At 51.2% G+C, this 21,472-nt stretch carries 19 protein-coding genes; 14 read left to right on the top strand and 5 right to left on the bottom strand.

Features of this window, described 5'->3' with window-relative positions; translation table 11 throughout:
- Positions 1 to 12 precede the first annotated feature (12 nt).
- Complete coding sequence (locus tag AWJ19_RS06275) at positions 13 to 3,924, top strand: hypothetical protein (RefSeq protein ID WP_128083517.1); 3,912 nt, start codon at positions 13 to 15, stop codon at positions 3,922 to 3,924.
- A gap of 48 nt (positions 3,925 to 3,972) precedes the next feature.
- Here the strand turns inward: AWJ19_RS06275 and AWJ19_RS06270 are convergent, their stop codons facing one another.
- Positions 3,973 to 4,611: a hypothetical protein gene (locus AWJ19_RS06270; protein ID WP_198536475.1), complete on the bottom strand. Its 639-nt coding sequence runs from the start codon at positions 4,609 to 4,611 to the stop codon at positions 3,973 to 3,975.
- A 329-nt stretch (positions 4,612 to 4,940) separates the two neighbouring features.
- Here AWJ19_RS06270 and tkt point away from each other — a divergent pair, with 329 nt between their 5' ends.
- The 3 genes from tkt to AWJ19_RS06255 all read left to right on the top strand — a co-directional run bounded on the left by tkt (position 4,941) and on the right by AWJ19_RS06255 (position 9,072).
- On the top strand, positions 4,941 to 6,989 hold the full coding sequence (gene tkt / locus AWJ19_RS06265) for a transketolase (protein WP_068722190.1): 2,049 nt from the start codon (positions 4,941 to 4,943) through the stop codon (positions 6,987 to 6,989).
- Positions 6,990 to 7,023: 34 nt separating this feature from the next.
- Positions 7,024 to 7,341, top strand: coding sequence for a pyrimidine/purine nucleoside phosphorylase (locus AWJ19_RS06260; protein WP_068722189.1), 318 nt, complete (start codon positions 7,024 to 7,026; stop codon positions 7,339 to 7,341).
- 204 nt (positions 7,342 to 7,545) lie between these two features.
- A complete protein-coding gene (locus tag AWJ19_RS06255) occupies positions 7,546 to 9,072 on the top strand; it encodes a M14 family metallocarboxypeptidase (RefSeq protein ID WP_068722188.1) in 1,527 nt (508 codons plus the stop codon).
- Between the two features lie 100 nt (positions 9,073 to 9,172).
- Here the strand turns inward: AWJ19_RS06255 and AWJ19_RS06250 are convergent, their stop codons facing one another.
- On the bottom strand, positions 9,173 to 10,078 hold the full coding sequence (locus AWJ19_RS06250; protein WP_068722187.1) for an NAD(P)-dependent oxidoreductase: 906 nt from the start codon (positions 10,076 to 10,078) through the stop codon (positions 9,173 to 9,175).
- A 238-nt stretch (positions 10,079 to 10,316) separates the two neighbouring features.
- On the opposite strand from AWJ19_RS06250, the gene AWJ19_RS06245 reads away from it, so the two are divergent.
- From AWJ19_RS06245 to AWJ19_RS06235, 3 genes are all read left to right on the top strand, one after another.
- Positions 10,317 to 11,672, top strand: a complete 1,356-nt coding sequence (locus tag AWJ19_RS06245) for a glucose-6-phosphate isomerase (protein WP_068722186.1) — start codon at positions 10,317 to 10,319, stop codon at positions 11,670 to 11,672.
- A 125-nt stretch (positions 11,673 to 11,797) separates the two neighbouring features.
- On the top strand, positions 11,798 to 12,430 hold the full coding sequence (locus AWJ19_RS06240) for a YigZ family protein (RefSeq protein WP_042173638.1): 633 nt from the start codon (positions 11,798 to 11,800) through the stop codon (positions 12,428 to 12,430).
- Between the two features lie 3 nt (positions 12,431 to 12,433).
- Positions 12,434 to 13,015, top strand: a complete 582-nt coding sequence (locus tag AWJ19_RS06235; protein WP_068722185.1) for a TetR/AcrR family transcriptional regulator — start codon at positions 12,434 to 12,436, stop codon at positions 13,013 to 13,015.
- A 149-nt stretch (positions 13,016 to 13,164) separates the two neighbouring features.
- Here AWJ19_RS06235 and AWJ19_RS06230 read toward each other — a convergent pair whose 3' ends face one another.
- Positions 13,165 to 13,566 (bottom strand): secondary thiamine-phosphate synthase enzyme YjbQ, encoded by a 402-nt coding sequence (locus AWJ19_RS06230; protein WP_068722184.1) that lies wholly within the window; start codon positions 13,564 to 13,566, stop codon positions 13,165 to 13,167.
- 192 nt (positions 13,567 to 13,758) lie between these two features.
- On the opposite strand from AWJ19_RS06230, the gene cysT reads away from it, so the two are divergent.
- The 7 genes from cysT to AWJ19_RS06195 all read left to right on the top strand — a co-directional run bounded on the left by cysT (position 13,759) and on the right by AWJ19_RS06195 (position 19,337).
- Positions 13,759 to 14,574: a sulfate ABC transporter permease subunit CysT gene (gene cysT / locus AWJ19_RS06225; protein WP_068722183.1), complete on the top strand. Its 816-nt coding sequence runs from the start codon at positions 13,759 to 13,761 to the stop codon at positions 14,572 to 14,574.
- Positions 14,571 to 15,368: a sulfate ABC transporter permease subunit gene (locus tag AWJ19_RS06220; protein WP_068722182.1), complete on the top strand. Its 798-nt coding sequence runs from the start codon at positions 14,571 to 14,573 to the stop codon at positions 15,366 to 15,368. The genes cysT and AWJ19_RS06220 overlap by 4 nt, the downstream gene beginning before the upstream one ends.
- Positions 15,369 to 15,370: 2 nt before the next feature.
- Positions 15,371 to 16,435: a sulfate ABC transporter ATP-binding protein gene (gene cysA, locus AWJ19_RS06215; RefSeq protein ID WP_068722181.1), complete on the top strand. Its 1,065-nt coding sequence runs from the start codon at positions 15,371 to 15,373 to the stop codon at positions 16,433 to 16,435.
- A 19-nt stretch (positions 16,436 to 16,454) separates the two neighbouring features.
- Positions 16,455 to 17,525, top strand: a complete 1,071-nt coding sequence (locus AWJ19_RS06210) for a sulfate ABC transporter substrate-binding protein (protein WP_068722180.1) — start codon at positions 16,455 to 16,457, stop codon at positions 17,523 to 17,525.
- Between the two features lie 196 nt (positions 17,526 to 17,721).
- A complete protein-coding gene (locus AWJ19_RS06205) occupies positions 17,722 to 18,498 on the top strand; it encodes an MBL fold metallo-hydrolase (RefSeq protein WP_068722179.1) in 777 nt (258 codons plus the stop codon).
- Positions 18,499 to 18,565: 67 nt separating this feature from the next.
- Positions 18,566 to 18,751, top strand: coding sequence for a hypothetical protein (locus AWJ19_RS06200; protein WP_068722178.1), 186 nt, complete (start codon positions 18,566 to 18,568; stop codon positions 18,749 to 18,751).
- Positions 18,752 to 18,755: 4 nt separating this feature from the next.
- Positions 18,756 to 19,337: a GNAT family N-acetyltransferase gene (locus AWJ19_RS06195; protein WP_068722177.1), complete on the top strand. Its 582-nt coding sequence runs from the start codon at positions 18,756 to 18,758 to the stop codon at positions 19,335 to 19,337.
- A gap of 145 nt (positions 19,338 to 19,482) precedes the next feature.
- Here AWJ19_RS06195 and AWJ19_RS06190 read toward each other — a convergent pair whose 3' ends face one another.
- Both AWJ19_RS06190 and AWJ19_RS06185 read right to left on the bottom strand, forming a co-directional pair.
- Positions 19,483 to 20,289, bottom strand: coding sequence for a Cof-type HAD-IIB family hydrolase (locus AWJ19_RS06190; RefSeq protein ID WP_068722176.1), 807 nt, complete (start codon positions 20,287 to 20,289; stop codon positions 19,483 to 19,485).
- Between the two features lie 42 nt (positions 20,290 to 20,331).
- Entirely contained in the window at positions 20,332 to 21,276 is a 945-nt protein-coding gene (locus AWJ19_RS06185) for a DMT family transporter (protein ID WP_068722175.1), read from the bottom strand.
- Positions 21,277 to 21,472: the final 196 nt, after the last annotated feature.

Raw genomic sequence — 21,472 nt, 5'->3', positions numbered from 1 at the left:
AAGGGATAGGTATTGGTGGAAGAGCGAAAGAAATCATCTGTATATAGATTAATTGGCAAAATCATTTTATGCTTTGCTATGTTTACATCAATGATCCCGTACATGCCAGAGACTGAAGTAAATGCTGCTGACACTACAATCGTCAACTTTATGGATGTGGAGATTCCGGAGTTTAATGGGACTTATGTTACCCCACGGTTTGTAGAAGATGGGAATACGGATAGCTGGGCACAATGGTCACAATATATTGAATCTACAATTACCGCCCACCGTAGCAGCTTTAAAATTACAAACATAAAGTTCAACCGGGTGACGAGGCAACTGACTTATGATATGTCAGAAATCAATATGTCCATCAATATAGACCGGGTTAAAAGAGATCCAGATTCTTCCTGGGGGTTTAATAACATTTACGGCTATTCACAAATATTGGTAGATCAGTGGATTATCGGAGATTTTCAAAGTACGAGTGGATTAATAGAAGAAAATTTTGCTGCTCCTTACTATTACGCATATGGGGCAGCGACTACAATACCAAACCCAGGACCATTCTTTGATGTATATCACAGATACCCAAACACATTTTATAACGAAGCTTTAACACCACATGTATACACGGAAAAGACGATACAGGCTGCTTACTATGTTAATGACTATTCAGTTCGAGATTGGCTTAATAACCGTCTATTAATAAATGATCCCAAAGTGATACGTACAAATTTTAAATTTCAAGATGTTCTGTATAACGGACCCAGCAACACTTATCCTCTGATAGATAAAGTAGAAGCTAAGCTTGAAGTGAATTCACCACCTACGCTTAATTTGACCACTCAAAACGGAGCCACGCTTTATAATGTGGACGGACAAAATATTCTGAATGTTACCGGTTATGCGCAAGATCCGGATAATGAAGAGCTGGATGTCATCGTAGAGGTCCCAAATGTGTATTACCGCCGGATCAAAATCTATAACTCATACACTGCCCAGCAATTTACTGTCCCTATAGATGCCGTTAATGATTCCTTACCGCCAGGCAGTTATACGGGGTCTGTTACAGTAGTAGATAGGCGAAACTATAAAGCGAGCGGGCAATTCACATTCAGCGTAAAAAACAAACTGCTCAATAAAAACTACTATTTAATCAATTCACAGTTTGAGATTGGTACGTCTTATAAGGACTATGAAAGTGATCCACAATATTCAACCCGATTTAGATATGATCATGACCCGACTTTCTTTGACAATCCTTTAGGAACCCTTTCTGATTCTGGTTTATGGCGTTCAACAATGTACACATCATTTGCTTACCCTGGTGTATATAATGCAATTGTTCAAGTCAAGGATAACCCGCAAGGAGATAGTTTTGATGAATTTAGAAAATGGAGCAGAGACAATGAGTCATCGCTTACCTTTCTTATCCATCGGAAGCCAACTGCTCTTTTTGCAGCTAAGCTTATCGGAAACAGTATTCAAATTACTGATAATTCTTATGATATTGACCATACAACTGCATATAACAAGGGGCTAATTGATCGGCAATGGCAGTGGCGGAAAGTGGGCAATGAATCCTGGAATGATGGGCAGCTGAATGCTCGGCCAACTAATGATGGCTACGAAATACGTTTACGTGTCAGAGATATGGACGGGCCGCTTAGTATCGGCGTCTGGTCCGACTGGACATCTCAGGTTCTGGGTACAGGTGCCAATTTACCGCCGGTTGCAAACTTCATTATCGATCCGATTAATGTGAGTTACCGAAAGAGCACGGCAATAACAGATAAATCATATGACCCCGACAATGATTACCTGGACACCTACGAATGGGTAATCCGCAAAAATGGAACCCAGGTGTACTACCACTACGGCGCGTTTACTATTCCGCCAAGCTTAACTAGCTACGGAGCAGGAAGTTATCAGGTTGTCCTGAGGGTAAGAGATAACAGAGGAGCATGGTCCGACTACTACGCGCAATGGGCAAATGTCATCAATCAAAAACCGGTAGCGCAATTCAACATGCCTGCACAAGTGTACCGTGATGATATTGTGGCGATGGAAAATACGACTCCTGATCCGGATGCAGACGGTGATGCACTGGCCTACACCTGGTACGGCCGTAAAGGTAACAGCAGTTATATATACAGCGGCAGCACACGGAACCAGAATGTAGTCATCCGAAATCTGATTAGCGGGCTTGGCATAACAGATAAGGCTGCTATATCACGGGACTGGGAAATGAGGCTTAACGTATCGGATGGCAGCCAGGAGGCTTATGCTACCCGGATGTTTGAAATACTGAATCATGTCCCTACAGCCGAGCTGTCTGGACCTGCGGAAGCCACGCAGTACATCGCGAGGACTTTTACTTCCGGAGCAACCGATCTTGACAGCTCAGATGCAAGCAGCCTGCAGTATTATTGGAGGATCATCGACAGCGAGGGGCAGGCCAGTATCCTTCGCAATCATAAATCAATCGATGTGAATTTCCACCATACCGGAATATATACGGTGGAGCATTGGGTAACCGACCAGATTGGTGCAAAATCTAACGTGGCCAGCCTCAAAGTCACTGTTCGGGAAAATCTGAAGCCCTCTATGACTCTCACGTCCCCGGCTGGCACTGTAATCAGCCCGACTATAATCGATACCAGCATTGCAGGTGATCCAACAATTGCCTGGACTTACATCGATCCGGAGAGTGATCCGCAGGAAAAATACACACTTGAGTTTTACACCAAGGACAGCATTTTGGCCAAAGCGGTAGAAGCTCCAGATAGCAGCGGCACGATAAGGCAATATCAGGTGCCGAATGGGACCTTTGAAAGGTTTAAGCTCTTTACTGTATTGGGGCGGGTTTACTCGATGAACTCCTGGTCGGAAGTCTCCAATGAGAAGGCATTCATCATCGACAATCCGCCGCAGCCCGGGTTTACACTTACAACAGACACTGGCCGTAATGCTGCCCGTTCGCTGATCTATCGTACGGATACACTGACCATTCAAGGAACGGCGACAGATTCTGATATACCTGCAGGCGACAGCATCAGCTACCAATATTATTTAAAACCGTCCGGCGGACCAGAAGGGCTGGCCAGCACGCTAAGTACATTCACCAAGCAGTTCAGCACTAACGGAACCTTTATCTTGCGGCAGGTTGTAACAGATTCGTTGGGGCTCAGTAGAGAGCTGACACAGACGATTACAGTGGCAAACCGCATTCCTGCAGCTAACATCACTTATCCGGGAAGCAGCAGTCAGACCGCTCCAACGGTTGTTAATACACTGACTCCTGTGTTGAAATGGGACTATGAGGATGAGGACGGGGATGCGCAGCAGCGCTATAAAGTGAAAGTCATTAATCTGGCTACCGGGGCTGTTACTGTACAGTCAGGAGAACAGACTTCCTCCGTAGAGGAGTGGCAGATCCCGGCCGGTGCATTAACAGAGAACCAGAAATACGCCGTGGAGGTTGAGGTGTATGACGGATTTAACTGGAGCAGTGTGTCTCCGCGCAAGTATTTTATGGTCAATCTGCTGTCTGTACAAGGTGCTGTGCGCCATACGGCGGAATGGAATAACAACCGTCAGGCTTATAATCTGAAAAGAAGCGGGACAGCAGAGAGTCCGCGGAGCTACAGCGTATTCTGGGCGGGAGAGAGCTTCGTGCTGCATTCGAACGCAACAGGGATGCCGGATACAATTGAGGTCGCGATGACGGGAGGGTACCGGACCATGCTGACCCCGAATGACAGCGGCAAGACGCTGTGGAGCGGTGAGCTGTATGATTCATCATTCGAAAGGCTGCCCGACGGGCCGGTCACGTTTACTTTTACAGCAAGGAATGCATATAGCACCAAAACAGATACGGTAACGGTGACCATTCAGGGGGACTGGCAGGATTATTTTCAAAGTCACCGGATAAAATAGCGGATTGTGCTGGCGTATAGCCTTATAACACGGGCTGAGGACGAATCTTCAAACGATTCCCTCGGCCCGTTCTTCTGCCAGCAGAAGTCTGCGTGCGGTTGATGCTGCTGTGGAAGAGGCAGTTACTTTTGCTGTGTTTATGTAGGTGTTACCTTGTGTTAGGTGCATATAATAGGACAGTTTACCGCTGTATATTTTACTTGCGCACAGGGATTCAGCGAAATCCTCAGGTGTGACAAAGTAGGAGGGCTTGGCCACGGGCCGGCAGGAAGCCTCCTCACAGACAGAAGCGACAAAATGGGAGCAGAAATAGGCGTCCTCGCGGTTGAATTTTACGTTCAGCAGTACTCCGATCAGGCCAAGCAGGTGATATTTGTAGCGCTTCTGGTTCTCCATCATGCCCTGTACATGGTTGTACATGGTATCGTATTCCTCAAGACTCACATTCATCTCATAGACCGCGCAATCCGCCGTACTGTAAAAAGGATGGTCAAAATGCTCGCGGATCAGTCCGGCCACAAACGGGTTATGCACTTTTTTCCGGCCGAAGCTGTAGACCTCCTGCAGTTCCCGGTCAAAGGCAATCGAAGCATGATTCAACTCAGCTTTGGTGAACCATTTGATTAATCCGCTGAAGGCGGTGCCCGTTCCGGTCAGTACGATATAAATGTTTTTGCGTGCATTCATGCTCAAGATTCCTTTCTGCTGGAAGTTATGGATAATCCGGTAAAATCCTCGTTAGGTAACTTCATCTTACTGTATAATCCGTCTCCGGGAAACAAACTTTAGTCTTAACCTGAAACTGGACTAAAGGCTAAGTACCTGGTCTTGAGACCAGTATGTGATGTGCAGATTAGATGATGTTTCTGTGTGCGGCCAGTGCATAATCCGGCGGGAATCAGCAGAATATAAGCTGTTGAAAGCCTGTGTTTTGCAAAAACAATTGGTAATGCTTCCACATTAGTGATACAATAATAGTCAAAATGACATTCTTGATTTAGAGGAGGATTATTTTAATGACTGAGCAGGCAAAAGAGCAAGCAATCCATAAGGAAGAAAATTCGACGGTGGATAACCTGGCGATCACTACGATCCGTACGCTCGCTATCGATGCTATCGAAAAAGCTAACTCCGGCCACCCGGGTATGCCGATGGGTTCCGCACCGATGGGTTACCAACTGTTTGCCAAAACAATGAATCATAATCCAGATCACCCGACATGGGTTAACCGTGACCGTTTTGTATTGTCCGCGGGACACGGCTCTATGCTGCTGTACAGCCTGCTGCACCTGAGCGGCTACGACCTGCCGATGGAAGAACTGAAGCAGTTCCGCCAATGGGGAAGCTTGACTCCAGGCCATCCTGAGTTCGGTCACACTGCAGGTGTTGATGCGACTACCGGTCCGCTGGGACAAGGTATCGGTATGGCAGTAGGTATGGCTATGGCTGAAGCTCAGCTGGCAGCTACTTATAATAAAGACAATCACAACGTAATCGACCACTATACGTACGCAATCTGCGGCGACGGTGACCTGATGGAAGGTATCTCCTCCGAATCCGCCTCCCTGGCAGGACACCTCAAGCTGGGCAAGCTGATTGTAATGTACGATTCCAATGATATCTCGCTCGACGGCAAGCTGAACCTGGCATTCTCCGAGAATGTTGCACAGCGTTTTGAAGCTTACGGCTGGCAGGTTCTGCGCGTTGAGGACGGTAACGATCTGCCGGCGCTGGGACAGGCTATTGCTGATGCACAGGCAGATACAAGCAAGCCTACCCTGATCGAAGTTAAAACGGTTATCGGCTACGGAAGCCCGAACAAACAAGGTAAAGGCGGCCATGGCGGTACTCACGGTTCCCCGCTGGGCGCTGACGAAGCGAAGCTGACTAAAGACTTCTACAAATGGGTATATGAAGAGGACTTCTTTGTACCGGATGAAGTACGTGCACGTTTTGCTGAAGTGAAGGAAAAAGGGATTGCCGCAAATAAAGCCTGGGACGAGAAATTTGCAGCCTACAAAGCAGCTTATCCAGAGCTGGCAGCACAGTTCGAAACAGCAATCAGCGGTGAGCTTCCTGAGGGCTGGGATGCACAGCTTCCGTTCTTCACAGCAGAAGACAAAGCCGTGTCCACCCGCGTTGCTTCCGGTAATGCACTGAACGGACTGGCAGCCGGAGTTCCGCAGCTCGTGGGCGGTTCTGCTGACCTTGAGAGCTCCACAATGACTCACCTGAAAGGCCTGACCCAGTTTACTTCCGAATCCTATGACGGCCGCAACATCTATTTCGGCGTACGTGAATTCGGTATGGCTGCTGCAATGAACGGGATTGCCCTGCACAGCGGTCTCAAAGTATTCGGCGGAACGTTCTTCGTATTCACCGATTACCTGCGTCCGGCTGTCCGTCTGGCATCCATCATGAAGCTGCCGGTAACCTATGTCCTGACTCATGACAGTATCGCTGTCGGTGAAGACGGTCCTACACATGAACCAATCGAGCAGTTGGCTTCCCTGCGCATTATTCCGGGTCTGACTGTAATCCGTCCGGCTGATGCCAACGAAACATCCGCGGCTTGGGCATATGCGCTTGAGAACACTGCTAACCCTGTGGCACTGGTGCTTACCCGCCAGAATCTGCCGATCCTTGCCGGAACTGTAGAAGGCGTACGTGAGAACATCAAACGTGGCGGATACGTTGTGTCCGATGCCAAGAACGGTACTCCGCAGGCACAGATTATTGCTACAGGTTCCGAAGTACAGCTGGCTGTAAAAGCTCAGGCAGCGCTGGCTGAAGAAGGCATCGATGTACGTGTAATCAGCTTGCCGAGCTGGGATCTGTTCGAGAAACAGGACAAAGCTTACCGTGATTCCGTTATCCTGCCTGAAGTTAAGGCTCGTCTGGCAGTGGAAATGGCACAAACCTTCGGCTGGGAGCGTTACACAGGCGATCAGGGCGACATTCTCGGTATCACTACCTTCGGCGCTTCCGCGCCTGGCGATATCGTAATGAAAGAATATGGCTTTACAGTAGAAAATGTAGTCAGCCGCGTTAAAGCCCTGCTATAATAGACGGAATAAACATAAAGGGGAGAATAAGCGCATGAGTCAGTTTACCAACGCAACAGTTCACAAAGCAGCCAATATCTATTACGATGGAAAAGTAACCAGCCGTACCGTCATTCTGGAGAATGGCACGAAGGTAACGCTCGGCATCATGCTGCCGGGTGTGTATGAATTCGGTACGGAAGGTCCGGAAACCATGGAGATCCTGTCCGGCGATCTGAAGGTTCTGCTTCCCGGTACTGACGTCTGGAAAGAAATCAAGGGTGCTGAAACGTTCCACGTTCCCGGCAACTCCAAGTTTGCGCTGGAAGTATTCGCTTTAACTGATTATTGCTGTTCTTACCCGAACCTGTAATTTCATCTGTTCTACAGAAAGAAGCTCTGCTTAATTGCAGGGCTTCTTTTATTTGTCTGCCGATTCGCGATTGTGTACTGCCTTATACCTGACTTGGCAGCAGTATTAGATTTCGCAGAAAAATGTTGAATATTGACGATATACGGACATTCTCTTATACTTCCACTAGCTGCTAGAGTACATAGATTAGTAGGAGGCATGAAGATGAAAGGTTCGCGGAAGTACAGGCGGGTACATAAGGTTTGGCTGGGCTTGTGGAGTTGTATGCTGCTGGTCCTGTTACTATCAATAAAACCGGCAGAGGCATCTGCATCGGCGGCTGTTGTGAATCCCAACCAGATCTATTCTTACACTATTATGCAAAGAGATATTGAACGTTTGGTGAAAGCGTATCCGGATCTGGTATCTATGGAGTCGCTGGGACAAAGTCCATACGGACGGCAGCTATGGGCTGTAAAGCTGGGCAGAGGGGAAGCCGTGCTGTCTCTGAACGGTTCCCATCACGCCAGAGAGTGGATGACAAGCACGGTGCTGATGAAAATGATCGACACTTATGCCGGGGCCTACGTGAATAATACAACTATCGCTGGTTACAATGTCCGCCGGCTGCTGGACGAGGTAAGCATCTGGATCGTTCCGATGGTCAATCCCGATGGGGTTACCTTGTCCCAGCAGGGCACCGCAGGACTGCCGGCAGAGCTGGCCAAGACGCTGCAGCGTTATAACGGCAACAGTACAAACTTTAGCCGCTGGAAGGCGAATATGCAGGGAATCGATCTTAACCGCCAGTATCCGGCGAACTGGAGTACTATTAAGAATGCGGGCGCCTTCCCGTGGTATCAGAATTATAAGGGGCAAAGACCCGGCCAGGCACCGGAAGTCCAGCTGATGATGGACTTCACCCGCCGTATTGATCCGGAGGTAACAATCTCCTATCATAGCTCAGGTGAAATTATTTTTTGGCATTTTAATACCCTTAGCGCTAATGTAGCCCGCGATCAGGCAATGGCCCGTGCACTTAGCCGGATGACCGGATATGCTCTGGTGGCCCCGGAGAAGAATCCTTCGGGTGGAGGATACAAGGATTGGTTCATCCAGGAGTTTGGCCGTCCCGGATTTACAGTTGAAATCGCCAAATATGCCGGGGAGAGCAATGTTCCGTTAAGCCAGTTTGCTAGCGTCTGGAACGATAACCGGGCAGTTGGTCTCTACTCCGGGCTGCAGTCTCATTCCTTATGGCTGAACAAGCAAAAGGTCCAGTATCTTCAGCAGTCCATGAGTGTATTAGCCGGAACAGAGATGTATCCAAAGATAGGGGTGGTGACCGGCGGTATCAGCATTCAGCCGCAAATGCTGCATGTAACCGCCAAAAAAGGGGACTGGTATCAGGTGCAGGCAGGTGAAGGCACCGGCTGGATTCACCCCTCCCCTGGAAAGCTGACAATGGTCGAGGAGATTGAAGCGGCAGCTGTACTGAATCAGAGTGTACCGGCGTACAAATATCCGGACACCTATGCTCCTAAGGTAATTATGCTGGAGCCTCAGACAGTTCAGGTGACCGGCCGATGGGGCAACTGGCTGCAGGCTTTAACCCCGGCAGGAAGCTGGTGGATTGACGGCCGTACGGCAGAGCTGCGGTGGCCCGTTGAGGACGAAGGACAGGGAGCGGCAACTGAAGGTGAAGGCTCAGGGCAAATCACCGCGGAGCCAGTGAGCGCCCCGGAAGTGTAAGGCAATCCATTTACCGGAGCCAGTTATCCCTACAAAAAAGGTGTTCCAACTGCCGCAATGCGGGCTGTGGAACACCTTCTTTAATTGAACTGTACCAAAGTTACTCCTGGTTTGCCGTGTCTGAACCGATCTTCCGGCCAATCCAGTCCTCATAGGTTTTGACTACTGCGGACAGATCCTCGTCACCGTAGCCTTGTGTGTATCCGGCCTGGAACATGCTCTTTGCCAGTCCGAGCATGGGTGCAGGTACACCTGTGGCATCGCTGAGTGCCGATGCGAGCTTGAGATCCTTCAGCATAAGCGCCAGTGAGAACTGGTTGCTGAAGTCATTCTCAATAATTTTACGGCCTTTCAGCTCAGCCTGTTTGCTGCCTGCGGAGCCGTTCTGGACCAGTTCCAGGAACTTGTCTGCCGGAACGCCGTTTTTCACGGCGATGGAGAAGCCTTCGGCAAGGGCAACGTTATGAATGCCGACCATGGTATTGTGGGCCAGCTTGGCCACTGCGCCGCTGCCGTTCTCACCCATATGCAGCAGCAGGCGGCCCATCGTATCAAACAGGTCACGGTGTGCTTCAATAACGCTGGCGTCGCCGCCGACCATGAATACAAGCGTACCCTCGATCGCAGCAGGCTTACTGCCGGTTACAGGGGCATCAAGGAAGCTGCCGCCGCGTTCTTCCACGGCTGCCGCGACTTCTTTGACCAGTCCCGGAGAAATAGTGCTGGAGTCGATGATTACCGCCCCCGGCTTGAGCACGGCCAGAATGCCGTTCTCTCCGTAAAAAACCTCACGGATCGAATCGTCATTGCTGATCATGGTAATAATAACATCCTTGTCCTGTGCTGCGGCTTGAGGGGTAGCTGCAACAGCAGCGCCTGCTTGCTCCAGTGGCTTGCATTTTGCCGCAGTACGGTTGTACACCGTAACCTGATATCCGCCTTTGAGCAGATTTTCCGCCATGGGAGCCCCCATGGTTCCGAGTCCGATAAAGCCGATCTGTTTCATTCCATCTCCGCCTTCACTTTTTTTCTACATTCTATCACGGCATATGGGGTTGTTCCACCGTGTTAGCAGAGCATGCTGTATCAGCAAACGCTTTCATGTAATTCCCGAAAACATATTCCAAAAGCCGGCGCTGTGCCCTAAGACCTTGCCAGTCAAGGCAAATTAAAGTATCCTAGATTATAAAGTTGTAACAAACGGTGTCAAATCCAAAGAGATAAACAGGAGGTTACCATAACCGATGTCCAAGAAGATTAATTTTGACTACAGCAAAGCGCTGTCCTTCTTTAACCAGCATGAAATTGACTACTTTGCTGCTCCGATTAAACTAGCCCATGAGCAACTGCATAATAAGACTGGGGCCGGCTCCGATTTCCTGGGCTGGATTGATCTCCCGACCGCATATGACAAGGAAGAGTTCGCCCGTATTCAAGAGGCAGCCAAGAAGATCCAGAATGATTCCGATGTCCTGATCGTTATCGGTATCGGCGGTTCGTATCTGGGAGCGCGTGCTGCGATTGAAGCACTTACTCACTCCTTCTACAATAATCTGCCTAAGGATCAGCGCAAGACTCCGGAAGTATACTTCGCAGGTAATAACATCAGCTCTACATACATCACGCACCTGCTTGACCTGGTTGAAGGCAAGGACTTCTCCGTTAACGTGATCTCCAAATCCGGGACAACCACTGAACCGGCAATCGCGTTCCGCATTTTCCGCGCAGCGCTGGAGAAGAAATACGGCAAGGAAGAAGCACGCAAACGCATCTATGCTACAACAGACAAGGAGAAGGGCGCACTCAAGAAGCTGGCTACTGAAGAAGGCTACGAGTCGTTCATCATCCCTGATGATGTAGGCGGACGATATTCCGTACTGACACCTGTAGGACTTCTGCCGATTGCTGTAGCAGGCATTGACATTGAAGAAATGATGCAGGGTGCCGCAGCCGCAGCCGATGAGTTCAACAATCCGGATGTAGCTACCAACCAGAGCTATCAATATGCTGCAGTGCGCAACGCATTGTACCGCAAAGGCAAAACGACAGAAATCCTGGTCAACTACGAGCCTTCCCTGCACTTTGTCTCCGAATGGTGGAAACAGCTGTACGGCGAAAGTGAAGGCAAGGACTACAAGGGGATCTATCCTTCTTCTGTTGACTTCTCTACAGATCTTCACTCCATGGGACAGTTCATTCAGGAGGGTAACCGCAACATCTTCGAAACGGTTATCCAGGTTGAGCAGGTTCGTCATCACATTACGCTCGAAAGCGATGCTGACGATCTTGACGGATTGAACTTCCTGGCCGGTGAAACGGTTGATTTTGTCAACAAGAAGGCATTCCAGGGAACGCTGCTGGCGCACACAGACGGACAAGTGCCGAACCTGGTTGTGACCATTCCAGATCAAACTCCATATACTTTTGGTTATCTGGTTTACTTCTTTGAAAAAGCCTGCGGTATCAGCGGATATCTGCTGGGCGTTAATCCGTTCGACCAGCCGGGTGTGGAAGCATACAAGAAGAACATGTTCGCACTGCTGGGCAAACCGGGCTACGAAAAAGAAAAAGCCGAGCTGGAAGCCAGACTTACTGAATAGAACTACAGCACACCGCAGATCTTTCATACAAATGTAGTAACTGGGAGCAGTCCATAGGTTAACCATACCGGGGCTGCTCCTAAACTATATCAAGTTAATAAATACAGGTAAGGACTGGATTAAGGATGCTTGAACAATATCGGACGGTGCGTTCTCCCGGGTCTCGGGAAGTCGTAATTCGTAAGTCGCGGTTTATCGGCCATGTCATGCCGGTGGACAATGAAGAAGAGGCTATGCAATTTATCGAGGACATCAAGAAGCAGCACCGCAATGCGACGCATAACTGCTCTGCTTACATGATTGGCGAAAGAGATGAGATTCAAAGACAGTCAGATGACGGGGAACCGAGTGGAACGGCCGGGAAACCGATTTTGGAAGTAATCCGCAACCAACAAGTTAAAAATGTAGCAATCGTCGTTACCCGTTATTTCGGAGGCATTATGCTGGGTGCAGGCGGACTGATCCGGGCCTATGCTGACGGCGCTGTGCTGGCGCTTGAGGCTGGAGAAGTCATAACCAGGGTGCTGAGGCGTGAGGTCTTCGTACAGATCGATTATACGTGGCTGGGCAAGGTCGAGAATGAGCTGCGTGCCAAAGGCACCAAAACAGGTGAAACTTCCTTTACGGATACAGTGACGCTGCTGTGTCTGCCGCGAAATGATGAAGGTGACGCTTTTGTAGCATGGATAACGGATCTTACCCAGGGGCAAGCGCTGGTTACAGAAGGGCGGCGGCTTTACTTCAGCGAAGGGGAATAGATTATGGCAAGAAGAGCAGTGGAGCGGGAGTTGTCGAGAGAGAGAATTCTGGAGGCGGCCAGGCATCTGTTCATCACCAAAGGATACCGTGCAATTTCAATGCGCAGCATCGGACAGCATCTGGGGTACAGCCATGGCTCGCTCTATTATCATTTCAAGGAAAAAGCGGAGCTGTTCTACGCGATTGTGGTTGAAGACTTCAATCATGTGGCAGGTCTGCTCAGTGAGGCAATGAATAATCCGCCTGAACCAGGAATGACCCGGGTGGAACAGCTGGTAATGGAATTTATCCGTTTTGGACTGGATCATCCGCATCAGTATGAGATCATGTTCATGATCCGTGACGAAGAGCTTCTGGCTTATTGCCGGGCAGAACAGGGCCGATGTTTTGAGTTATTCGCAGGCATTGTACGCCGGCACATGAAGGAAGAAGGCTATGTTTCCGAGGATTGGCAGAGTGTTCCGCTGACATTGTTTTTGTCCGCGCACGGATTTATTTCTTATTATATCCAGGATAAAGTATCGTTTGATGATGTTAAACAGGCGGCTCTTACCCATATAAAGGTACTTAGCCGCAGTTTGTAGGCTGTCATCCTTTTTTGGGGCTTACCGCTTTAGAGCTGTGCATTGGTATAACTTTGCATAGTGAAAGTGTTATAGAAACTATATATTATATAGAGGCGGCTCCGCCCTAAATGGCGGAGCCGTATTTTTAATTGTTTCCGCAGAATTTTCTATCCCTCAATAATTTTTACATAATATTGGCGGTGTCTGGGCCCGTCGAACTCGCAGAAATAAATGCCCTGCCAGCGGCCCAGCAGCAGCGAGCCCTCATGAATGATGATGCTTTGGGACGGACCAGCTGTTATCGATTTCAGATGGGAGGCAGTATTACCTTCCCCGTGGCGGTATTTCGGATGCTCCCAAGGATACACCTCGTCCAGCCTCATCAGCACGTCGTGCTTCACATCCGGATCGGCATTTTCGTTAATGGCGATTCCTGCAGTGGTATGCGGGCAGTAGACCACAGCAATGCCGCTTTGCACTCCGCTCTTTTTTACATAGGAAATAACTTCACGGGTAATATCACGTAATTCGTCCCGTTTGCTGGTCGAAATCTCGATAGTATGTAACATAATGCTATCCCCTCCCTGTGCTATAAATAAAATATACTATAGTTTACCCCAAAATGAACGAAAGTAATTGACGGACACAAGCGGCTTTGGTAAAGTAGTGATAATTATAATACCAAGTATATTAATAGGAATAATGCTGGCTGTAATGGCTACTATACCGACCGGATATCCGGAGGTGGGGGGACTTCTAATTTGAATTCGCTGCTTAGACACAAGGGCTGGACCTGGGGATTCCGCACAACGATTCTGCTGTATTTTGTCGTGCTGATTGTTTTGCCGATACTCGGCGTATATTACAATTCCTTTTCGCTGGGCTTCAGCACCTTTATCGAAAGTGTAAGCGACCCGATTGCCTGGAAATCGGTCCTGTTAACACTGAAGCTGGCGGTTATCGCCACTGTCATTAATGTTCTGCTGGGTACGATGATTGCCTGGGTATTGATCCGTTACCGGTTCCCCGGTAAGGCGCTGCTGAACAGCCTGGTCGATCTGCCTTTTGCCTTGCCGACGGCGGTCGGAGGCCTGATGATTCTGCTGCTGCTGGGCCCAGGGAGTCTGATCGGCGGACTGGCGGAGAAGCTCGGCTTCGAGATTGTGTTCCATCAGCCGGCGATTGTCATTGCGATGATCTTCGTAACGTTCCCGTTCGTGATCCGGGCGGTACAGCCGCTGCTGGAGGAGCTTGACCCATCCGAGGAAGAAGCCGCTTATACGATGGGCGCGGGGAGCAGCCGGGTATTCCGGCAGGTGATTCTGCCCTCAATGGCTCCTGGAATGATCAGCGGCGGTATGCTGGCCTTTTCGCGGGCGCTGGCTGAATTCGGTGCAGTCGTGCTGGTAGCCGGCAATATTCCAGGACGGACGCTGGTGTCCTCGGTCTTTATTTTCGGTGAAGTGGAAAGTGATAATCCCGTAGGTGCTGCGGCGGTGTCGGTCATTCTGCTGACCCTGTCCTTCCTGATCCTCTGGCTGATTAATTTGCTGCAGATGCGGGGGAGAAGATCATGAGAAAACTATGGATTATCCTGACTTATCTCGTATTTATCCTGCTGATTGCCGCCCCGCTGGGAAAAATGGCGACGGAGGCGTTCAAGGGCGGGTTTAGCGGATTCTGGGCCTCGCTGTCGAGACCTGAGGCGCTGCACGCGCTGATGATGACCGGGTTAGTGGTAGTAGTGGTTACACTGCTGAATACCCTGTTCGGCATTATGCTGGCGCTGTATCTGGTGCGGGCGAACTGGCTGGGCAAACGGCTGAAGGGTCTGCTGAACAGCATTGTCGATCTGCCGTATGCCGTATCGCCGGTTATCGGCGGGCTGATGATTGTCCTGCTGCTCGGTCCGGACAGTGCGCTGGGGGCGCTATTTGAACAGATCGGGGTCAATATCGTTTATGCTTTTCCCGGCATGGTCATTGCGACTCTGTTCGTGACCTTCCCGCTGATGGTGCGAGAGGTAATGCCGGTGCTGCAGGAGATCGGTTCACAGCAGGAGGAGGCCGCTTCGACGCTCGGGGCATACGGCTGGACAACCTTTTGGAAGGTTACCTGGCCTTCCATCCGCTGGGCGGTCATTTATGGCGTAATCCTGACGGTGGCCCGCTCTCTGGGGGAATTTGGCGCCGTGCTCGTTGTATCGGGTAACATTATGAATAAAACACAGACCGCAACTACGCTGGTCTACCAGGATGTAGAGAACTTTAATGTAACGGCTGCGGGCGGGGTGGCTCTTGTGCTGGCTGCTTTCTCCGCAGGTCTGCTGCTGCTGATGGAATGGAGTAAGAGACGAAAGGGTGTGCATTAGAGATGCATGTAGAGGTTCGGGGACTAAATAAGCATTTTGGAGATTTTCACGCCGTGAAGGACGTTAATTTCGGTATTACCAAAGGTCATCTGATCGGCCTGCTCGGCCCGAGCGGCGGCGGCAAAACCTCGATTCTGCGCATGCTGGCAGGACTGGAGACACCGGATAGCGGTGAAATTGTTTTTCACGGCAAAACGGTTAACAATCTTCCGCCGCAGGAGCGCGAAATCGGCTTTGTGTTCCAGAACTATGCGCTCTTCAAGCACATGACCGTGTATGAGAATATTGCTTTTGGGCTGAAGGTCAAGAAAGCGAACAAGAATACGATCCGTGACCGGGTTACAGAGCTCGTTGAGCTTACCGGACTCAAAGGATTCGAGAAGCGTTATCCGCATCAGCTGTCAGGCGGGCAGCGCCAGCGTGTCGCTTTTGCCCGGGCGCTTGCGCCTGAGCCGCAGCTGCTGCTGCTGGATGAGCCGTTCGCCGCAATCGACGCGAAGATACGCCAGGAGCTGCGCTCGTGGCTGCGCGAGCTGATTGAACGGGTCGGGATCACCTCAATCTTCGTCACGCATGACCAGGATGAGGCGATTGAAGTGGCCGATGAGATTATGATCATCAATCAGGGACGTTTGGAGCAGAAGGGAACCCCGTGGGATATTTATAAAGAGCCCAAGACACCGTTCGTGGCCACCTTTATCGGTGAATCCACACTGATCGAGAGCACCAGCGAGCTGAAGGGCTTCAAGAATGCCGGAGGCAGCAAGCCGACCAAGGCGCTGATCCGTCCCGAGTATATCGAAGTCGGACATCTGCACGAGTTCAAAATGGCCTCAGCCACAGAGCAGGGCATCGTGAAGCATCTGCACTTCCGCGGCAGCGAGTGGCTGGTAGAGGTAGAAGTAAACGGGCACAAGCTGGTGACGTACCGCTCGCTTGAAAAGGAGACCCTTACACCGGGCCAGGAAATCTCCGTGCTGGTCCACCGTGCTTATCTGTTCAATGACGAGCGCAGCTGGATTCAGGAGAACGGGCTGAAGGAAGATCCGATGCCTGTGTTTATCTAAGTAAAGGATGTGTGCCGGTATGAGGGTTCACAAAAGGAGCAGACAACTGCACGGATGGCTGGCAGCCCTGATGCTGGCATTGCTCGCACTGGCTCTGGCCGGCTGCGGAGACGGTAAGGAAACGGCAGAAGGTGAAGCGGCTCCCCAGCAGGGCGATTTGACCCTGGTGGTCGGAGCGTACAGCGTGGTCAAAGATGCAATGGGCGACATTCTGCCCCTGTTCGCGGCGGACTGGAAGGCCAAGACTGGCCAGACTATTGTTTTTCAGGAATCCTATGAGGCTTCGGGAACGCAGGCCAGAGCCATAGCCGGCGGTTTTGAAGCGGATGTGACCCTGCTTGCGCTGGAGGGTGATGTTGAGAAGCTGGTCAAAGCGGGACTGGTTGCGGATACCTGGAAGGAGCACGGTGCTGACGGCATGATTACCCGTTCGGTGGTGGCGCTGGGGACACGTGAAGGCAACCCGAAGGGAATTAAGGACTTTACCGATCTGGCGAAGCCGGGTGTGAAGGTGCTCTACCCCAACCCTAAGACCTCCGGCGGAGCACAGTGGGATATCAACGCGATCTATGGAGCGGGCCTAAAGATGTCCGAGGAGCAGACGGGAACGAAGGACCCTGCGGCGGCAAAAGCTTTTCTGGAGCAGGTACATGCTAACGTGGAATCTCTGGATAAAAGCGGGCGGGCCTCGATGGCGGCTTTTGAATATGGCGTAGGCGATGTTATCGTTACCTATGAGAATGAGCTGCTGGCGCGGATCGCCAAAGGCGTGAAGTATGAAGTCATTATCCCTAAGGATACGATTCTGATTGAAAATCCGGCAGCAGTCGTGGACAAATATGTGGATGAGCGCGGTACACGGGAAGCTGCCGAAGCGCTGGTCGATTATCTGTCGACACCTGCTGCGCAGGAGGTATTCGCGGAGCATGGCTTCCGTCCGGTGAACGAGCAGGTCTATGCGGCCAATGAGAGCCGTTATCCGGTTCCGGCGGGGCTGTTCGGCATCGATTATCTCGGCGGCTGGACGGAAGTCCGGGAGACGCTGTATTCCAAGCGCGGCATCTGGTATCAGGTGCTGGCGGGCATTTAGCGGTTCAGCGGAGGCTCTTCCGGCCGGCAAGGGAAAACAACAATGAAGGTAAGCGGGGCCGTTCCTCCAGAGCTGGAGGGCGGCCTTTTTGATGCGGAAAAAGGGGCGGAGGGGAGGAATGGATGAGATGAACTCCGATATGTACTATAATGAGGGTTACTAATCTTAGCTGTTTGAACTGGAGGAGCGAGTGCAGATGGATACGTTGGTGTTTTTGGGGACAGGCGACGCAATGGGCGTACCCCGGGTGTACTGCAGCTGTGAGACCTGCATGGAGGCGAGAACAGGCGGGCTGAATGCCCGGCTGCGCTCATCCGTGCTTATAGATAACGGCAGTGATTTTTTTGCGATTGACTGCGGGCCGGACTGGCGGCGGCAGATGGAGCAGCAGGGGCTGCGCAGCATGCGCAGAATGCTGATTACCCATGCCCATTTTGACCATATCGGCGGGCTGCCGGAATGGGCGGATGCCTGCCGCTGGATGGGCTACAGAGGAGAGCTGTATGCTCCGGCCGAGGTAATCCCGATTATTCAGCGGCAGTACCCGTGGCTGGGCGGTCATATTGATATGATTGCCTGTGACGAGGGGATCGAACTGGACGGCTGGCAGATCAGTACCTGGCGGGTGAATCACGGCAAGAACGGCTACTCTTACGCATACAAGCTGGAGAAGGCTGAGTATACATGGGTTTATTGCTCCGATTCCATCTCACTCGGACCGGAGGAGTACGCTCCGATGCACGGAGCTGACCTGCTGGTGCTGGGCACCAGCTTCTATTATGAAGCGGCTGAGCTCTCCACACGCTCCGTGTATGATATGACGGAAGCGGCAGAGCTGCTGAAGGTGGTCCAGCCGGCCCGCACCATCTATACGCATATGTCGCATGACGTTGACATCCGCAAGGACTACATTTTGCCGGAGGGCGTTACATTGGCGGTTACCGGGATGAGGGTTGCGCTGGAGCGGGTGTGAGTCGGGCTGGGGGCTGAACGGTTGGAATAATGGGAGGAATGCCCTTGATTCGGGAGCGGATGGCCGAATGAGTAAATTGAAGGGCAAAAATGCCTTTGAATTAGCCGCTGACGGAATGAGCGAAATGAAGGGCATAAATGCCCTTGATTTGGCCGCAGGCCGCCGAACGCACATAAGATTTATCACTTCCAGAAAAAGGTTTTCCAAATATAATTCCGGGAAGGAGATTAAATTAGAAAATAGGAGGGGCTAATAATATGGCTGAGCCGGTAATTCCCATTTTGCTTGATATTCCTGAAAGTATAGAGTCGGAGCGCCTGCTGATCCGGGCAGCGCAATGGGGCGACGGAGTGAAGATGAACGAGGCAATCATGGAGAGTCTGAATGAGCTGCAGCCGTGGATGATCTTCGCCCAAAAGGCGCAGACACCAGAGGAAAGTGAAATCTTCGTACGGGAAGCACGGATCAATTACTTGAAGCGCACTAACATGCATATGAACATCTATAACAAGGCTGACGGAACATTCGTCGGCTGCAGCGGGCTTCACCATATAGACTGGGATGTCCGTGCGTTTGAAATGGGCTACTGGATCAGAACCTCCTGCTCCGGAAAAGGGTACATGACGGAGGCAGTAAATGCGATCACGGATTTCGCCATTCATGAGCTTGGGGCTAACCGGATTGAAATCCGCTGCAGCGGACGCAATGCCAAAAGCGCTGCCGTAGCAGAACGTGCCGGTTATAAGCTGGATGGAGTGCTGCGGCTCAACACCCGCGGCTTTGACGGAGAGCTGCATGACAGCAAAGTGTATGCCAAGGTGCGCGGAGCGGAATATTAGCCGGAAGCGGACTTGCGAGACTACGCGGGATTTGCGTATTACCAGATCGGCCTTATAAGAGGATGGCAAGCAATAAAAAGGGTGCGCTGCGCCGGTTGATTGGAGAACCGGCGGCAGCGCACCCTTTTGCTATAAATTTAAAAAACTATTCTACTGTCTTCAAAATAAACTTGTCGATCGCATACTTCACGCCGTCTTCATTGTTGCTGAGGGTGACGAAATCGGCAATTTCCTTGAGCGCAGGAATAGCATTGGCCATAGCCACACCAAGACCGGCCGCTTCGAGCATCTCATGGTCATTCCAGGAATCGCCGACAGCGATCGTTTCGGACAGCTCGCAGCCGAAGTGGCCGGCCAGGAACTCAAGCGCGATGCCCTTGGTGCCTTCACTGTGCATGATTTCGAGGAAGTGCGGTTTGGATTTGGTAATGTGGACGGAATCGCCCAGCAGCTCCCGCAGGATCGGGGACAGCTCGTCCAGGTAGGCCGGGTCGTCGATGATGAGCATTTTTGGAGTCTTCTGCGGAACGAGCTTGTTCTCCCAGTCCGGTTCAATGAAGTATTGAGTCCGGTTCAGCTGGGAATATTCAATCAGCTTCTGGTTCTCTTCACGCGCATACAGCTTGTCATCAATATAAGTCTGCAGGTGCAGATCGTGCTCCACACAATACTGGAAAAGCTTGCGTACAGCATCCTGCGGCACATAACGCTCGTAGAGCACTTTTTCGTCCATCAGGTTCTTGACCAGGGCCCCCTGGTAAGTGATAATCGGCACGTTAAGGCCGGTCTGGCGGGCAATAGCCTGAGCGGAAGCATAAGCGCGTCCGGTGGCCAGAGTTACTACCACACCTGCAGCGACAGCCTGCTCAAGCGCGGTCTGGGTGGCAGGGGTAACTTCCTTGTCATCATTAATTAATGTGTCGTCGATGTCAATTGCAATCAGTTTGTACATTCGGGTTCTCTCCTAAAGGTTATTGTACTAGTATAAATGAAATTATCCGTCTGATGAAGCTAAAGGAACGGCATCCTCTTCTGAGCTCCCATCCTTGTCAGGCGCAGGACTGAGCTCGGCAGTAAGCATCGCCGCAAGGATGAGCAGGCAGCCAAGCCCGGCGGACAAACCGAGCTTTTCACCGCCAAAGACAAGTCCGGTAAAAGCGGCGAACACCGGCTCCATCGCGTAGATAATGGCCACCCGGGACGGTGTGGTGTATTTCTGGCAGGCCGTCTGAATCCAGAAAGCAAACGCGCTGGTCGGCCCGATGGAGATCAGCAGCGCCCAGAGCACATCGGGCTCCCTCACCAGCTCCCGGCTCTGCAGCAGCGGGACGCTGCCGTCAAAGATCAGCGAGGCAACGATGCTGAGCAGACCGACAACAGCAAGCTGAAGCGTTGCCAGCGGCAGTGCCGGATACCGCGGCGCATACACGCCGGTATAGGCAATCTGCAGGGCAAAAGCGACAGCGCAGAGCAGAACCAGGCTGTCGCCCAGCCCAAGCGAAAATGCCGAGCCGGTGAAGGTCAGCAGATACAGTCCTGCAACGGCAATAGCTGCACTAAGCCAAGTGTAGCGGGAGATAGAATGCTTCAGCAGCGCAAGCGACAGGAAGGGGACAATCACAACGGACAGGCCCGTGATGAACCCGGTATTGGAGGTGCTTGTGTACAGCAGTCCCATCGTCTGCAGACCGTAGCCCATGAACAGAAAAAGGCCCAGCAGCAGGGCATGCAGAACCATACGCCAGCTCAGCTGCTTCCATTCATGGCGGTAAAAGACAGCCGTAATCAGCGCCAGCAGCAAGGCGGCGCCTGTGAACCGGATACTGTTGAAGGCAAGCGGCGGCAGTACCCTGACGGCGTGCTGGACGATCAGGAAGGTACAGCCCCACATCAGCGCCACCAGCAGCAGGCTGAGATCGGCGATTCGCGAGCGGCTCACAGTCGTCATCCTTTCATGAAATACAGAAAACGTATCAAGTTGTCCAAATTGTATCCTAAAACACAGGGGAGGACAAGCCAAAACTATAAGGAAGCCCGGCGGCTAAAGGGTTTTGAAGCGAATATTACAGCCGCAGGCTAGACAAAAAAACGCTCTCTTAGTATACTTTGGTAACCGCACATTTGTTCTTATTTTT

The organism is Paenibacillus sp. DMB5 (genome assembly GCF_001517085.1).
GTDB lineage: Bacteria > Bacillota > Bacilli > Paenibacillales > Paenibacillaceae > Paenibacillus_AQ.
The sequence above is the reverse complement of the archived record's forward strand: the minus strand, read 5'-3'. Positions and strand labels throughout refer to the sequence as shown.

Bases quoted from the DNA above. Each gene is read 5' to 3' on its own strand.
- AWJ19_RS06270 (WP_198536475.1), bottom strand. From the start codon at position 4,611: ATGAATGCACGCAAAAACATTTATATCGTACTGACCGGAACGGGCACC.
- tkt (WP_068722190.1), top strand. From the start codon at position 4,941: ATGACTGAGCAGGCAAAAGAGCAAGCAATCCATAAGGAAGAAAATTCG.
- AWJ19_RS06260 (WP_068722189.1), top strand. From the start codon at position 7,024: ATGAGTCAGTTTACCAACGCAACAGTTCACAAAGCAGCCAATATCTAT.
- AWJ19_RS06255 (WP_068722188.1), top strand. From the start codon at position 7,546: ATGAAAGGTTCGCGGAAGTACAGGCGGGTACATAAGGTTTGGCTGGGC.
- AWJ19_RS06250 (WP_068722187.1), bottom strand. From the start codon at position 10,078: ATGAAACAGATCGGCTTTATCGGACTCGGAACCATGGGGGCTCCCATG.
- AWJ19_RS06245 (WP_068722186.1), top strand. From the start codon at position 10,317: ATGTCCAAGAAGATTAATTTTGACTACAGCAAAGCGCTGTCCTTCTTT.
- AWJ19_RS06240 (WP_042173638.1), top strand. From the start codon at position 11,798: ATGCTTGAACAATATCGGACGGTGCGTTCTCCCGGGTCTCGGGAAGTC.
- AWJ19_RS06235 (WP_068722185.1), top strand. From the start codon at position 12,434: ATGGCAAGAAGAGCAGTGGAGCGGGAGTTGTCGAGAGAGAGAATTCTG.
- AWJ19_RS06230 (WP_068722184.1), bottom strand. From the start codon at position 13,566: ATGTTACATACTATCGAGATTTCGACCAGCAAACGGGACGAATTACGT.
- AWJ19_RS06220 (WP_068722182.1), top strand. From the start codon at position 14,571: ATGAGAAAACTATGGATTATCCTGACTTATCTCGTATTTATCCTGCTG.
- cysA (WP_068722181.1), top strand. From the start codon at position 15,371: ATGCATGTAGAGGTTCGGGGACTAAATAAGCATTTTGGAGATTTTCAC.
- AWJ19_RS06210 (WP_068722180.1), top strand. From the start codon at position 16,455: ATGAGGGTTCACAAAAGGAGCAGACAACTGCACGGATGGCTGGCAGCC.
- AWJ19_RS06205 (WP_068722179.1), top strand. From the start codon at position 17,722: ATGGATACGTTGGTGTTTTTGGGGACAGGCGACGCAATGGGCGTACCC.
- AWJ19_RS06200 (WP_068722178.1), top strand. From the start codon at position 18,566: ATGAGTAAATTGAAGGGCAAAAATGCCTTTGAATTAGCCGCTGACGGA.
- AWJ19_RS06195 (WP_068722177.1), top strand. From the start codon at position 18,756: ATGGCTGAGCCGGTAATTCCCATTTTGCTTGATATTCCTGAAAGTATA.
- AWJ19_RS06190 (WP_068722176.1), bottom strand. From the start codon at position 20,289: ATGTACAAACTGATTGCAATTGACATCGACGACACATTAATTAATGAT.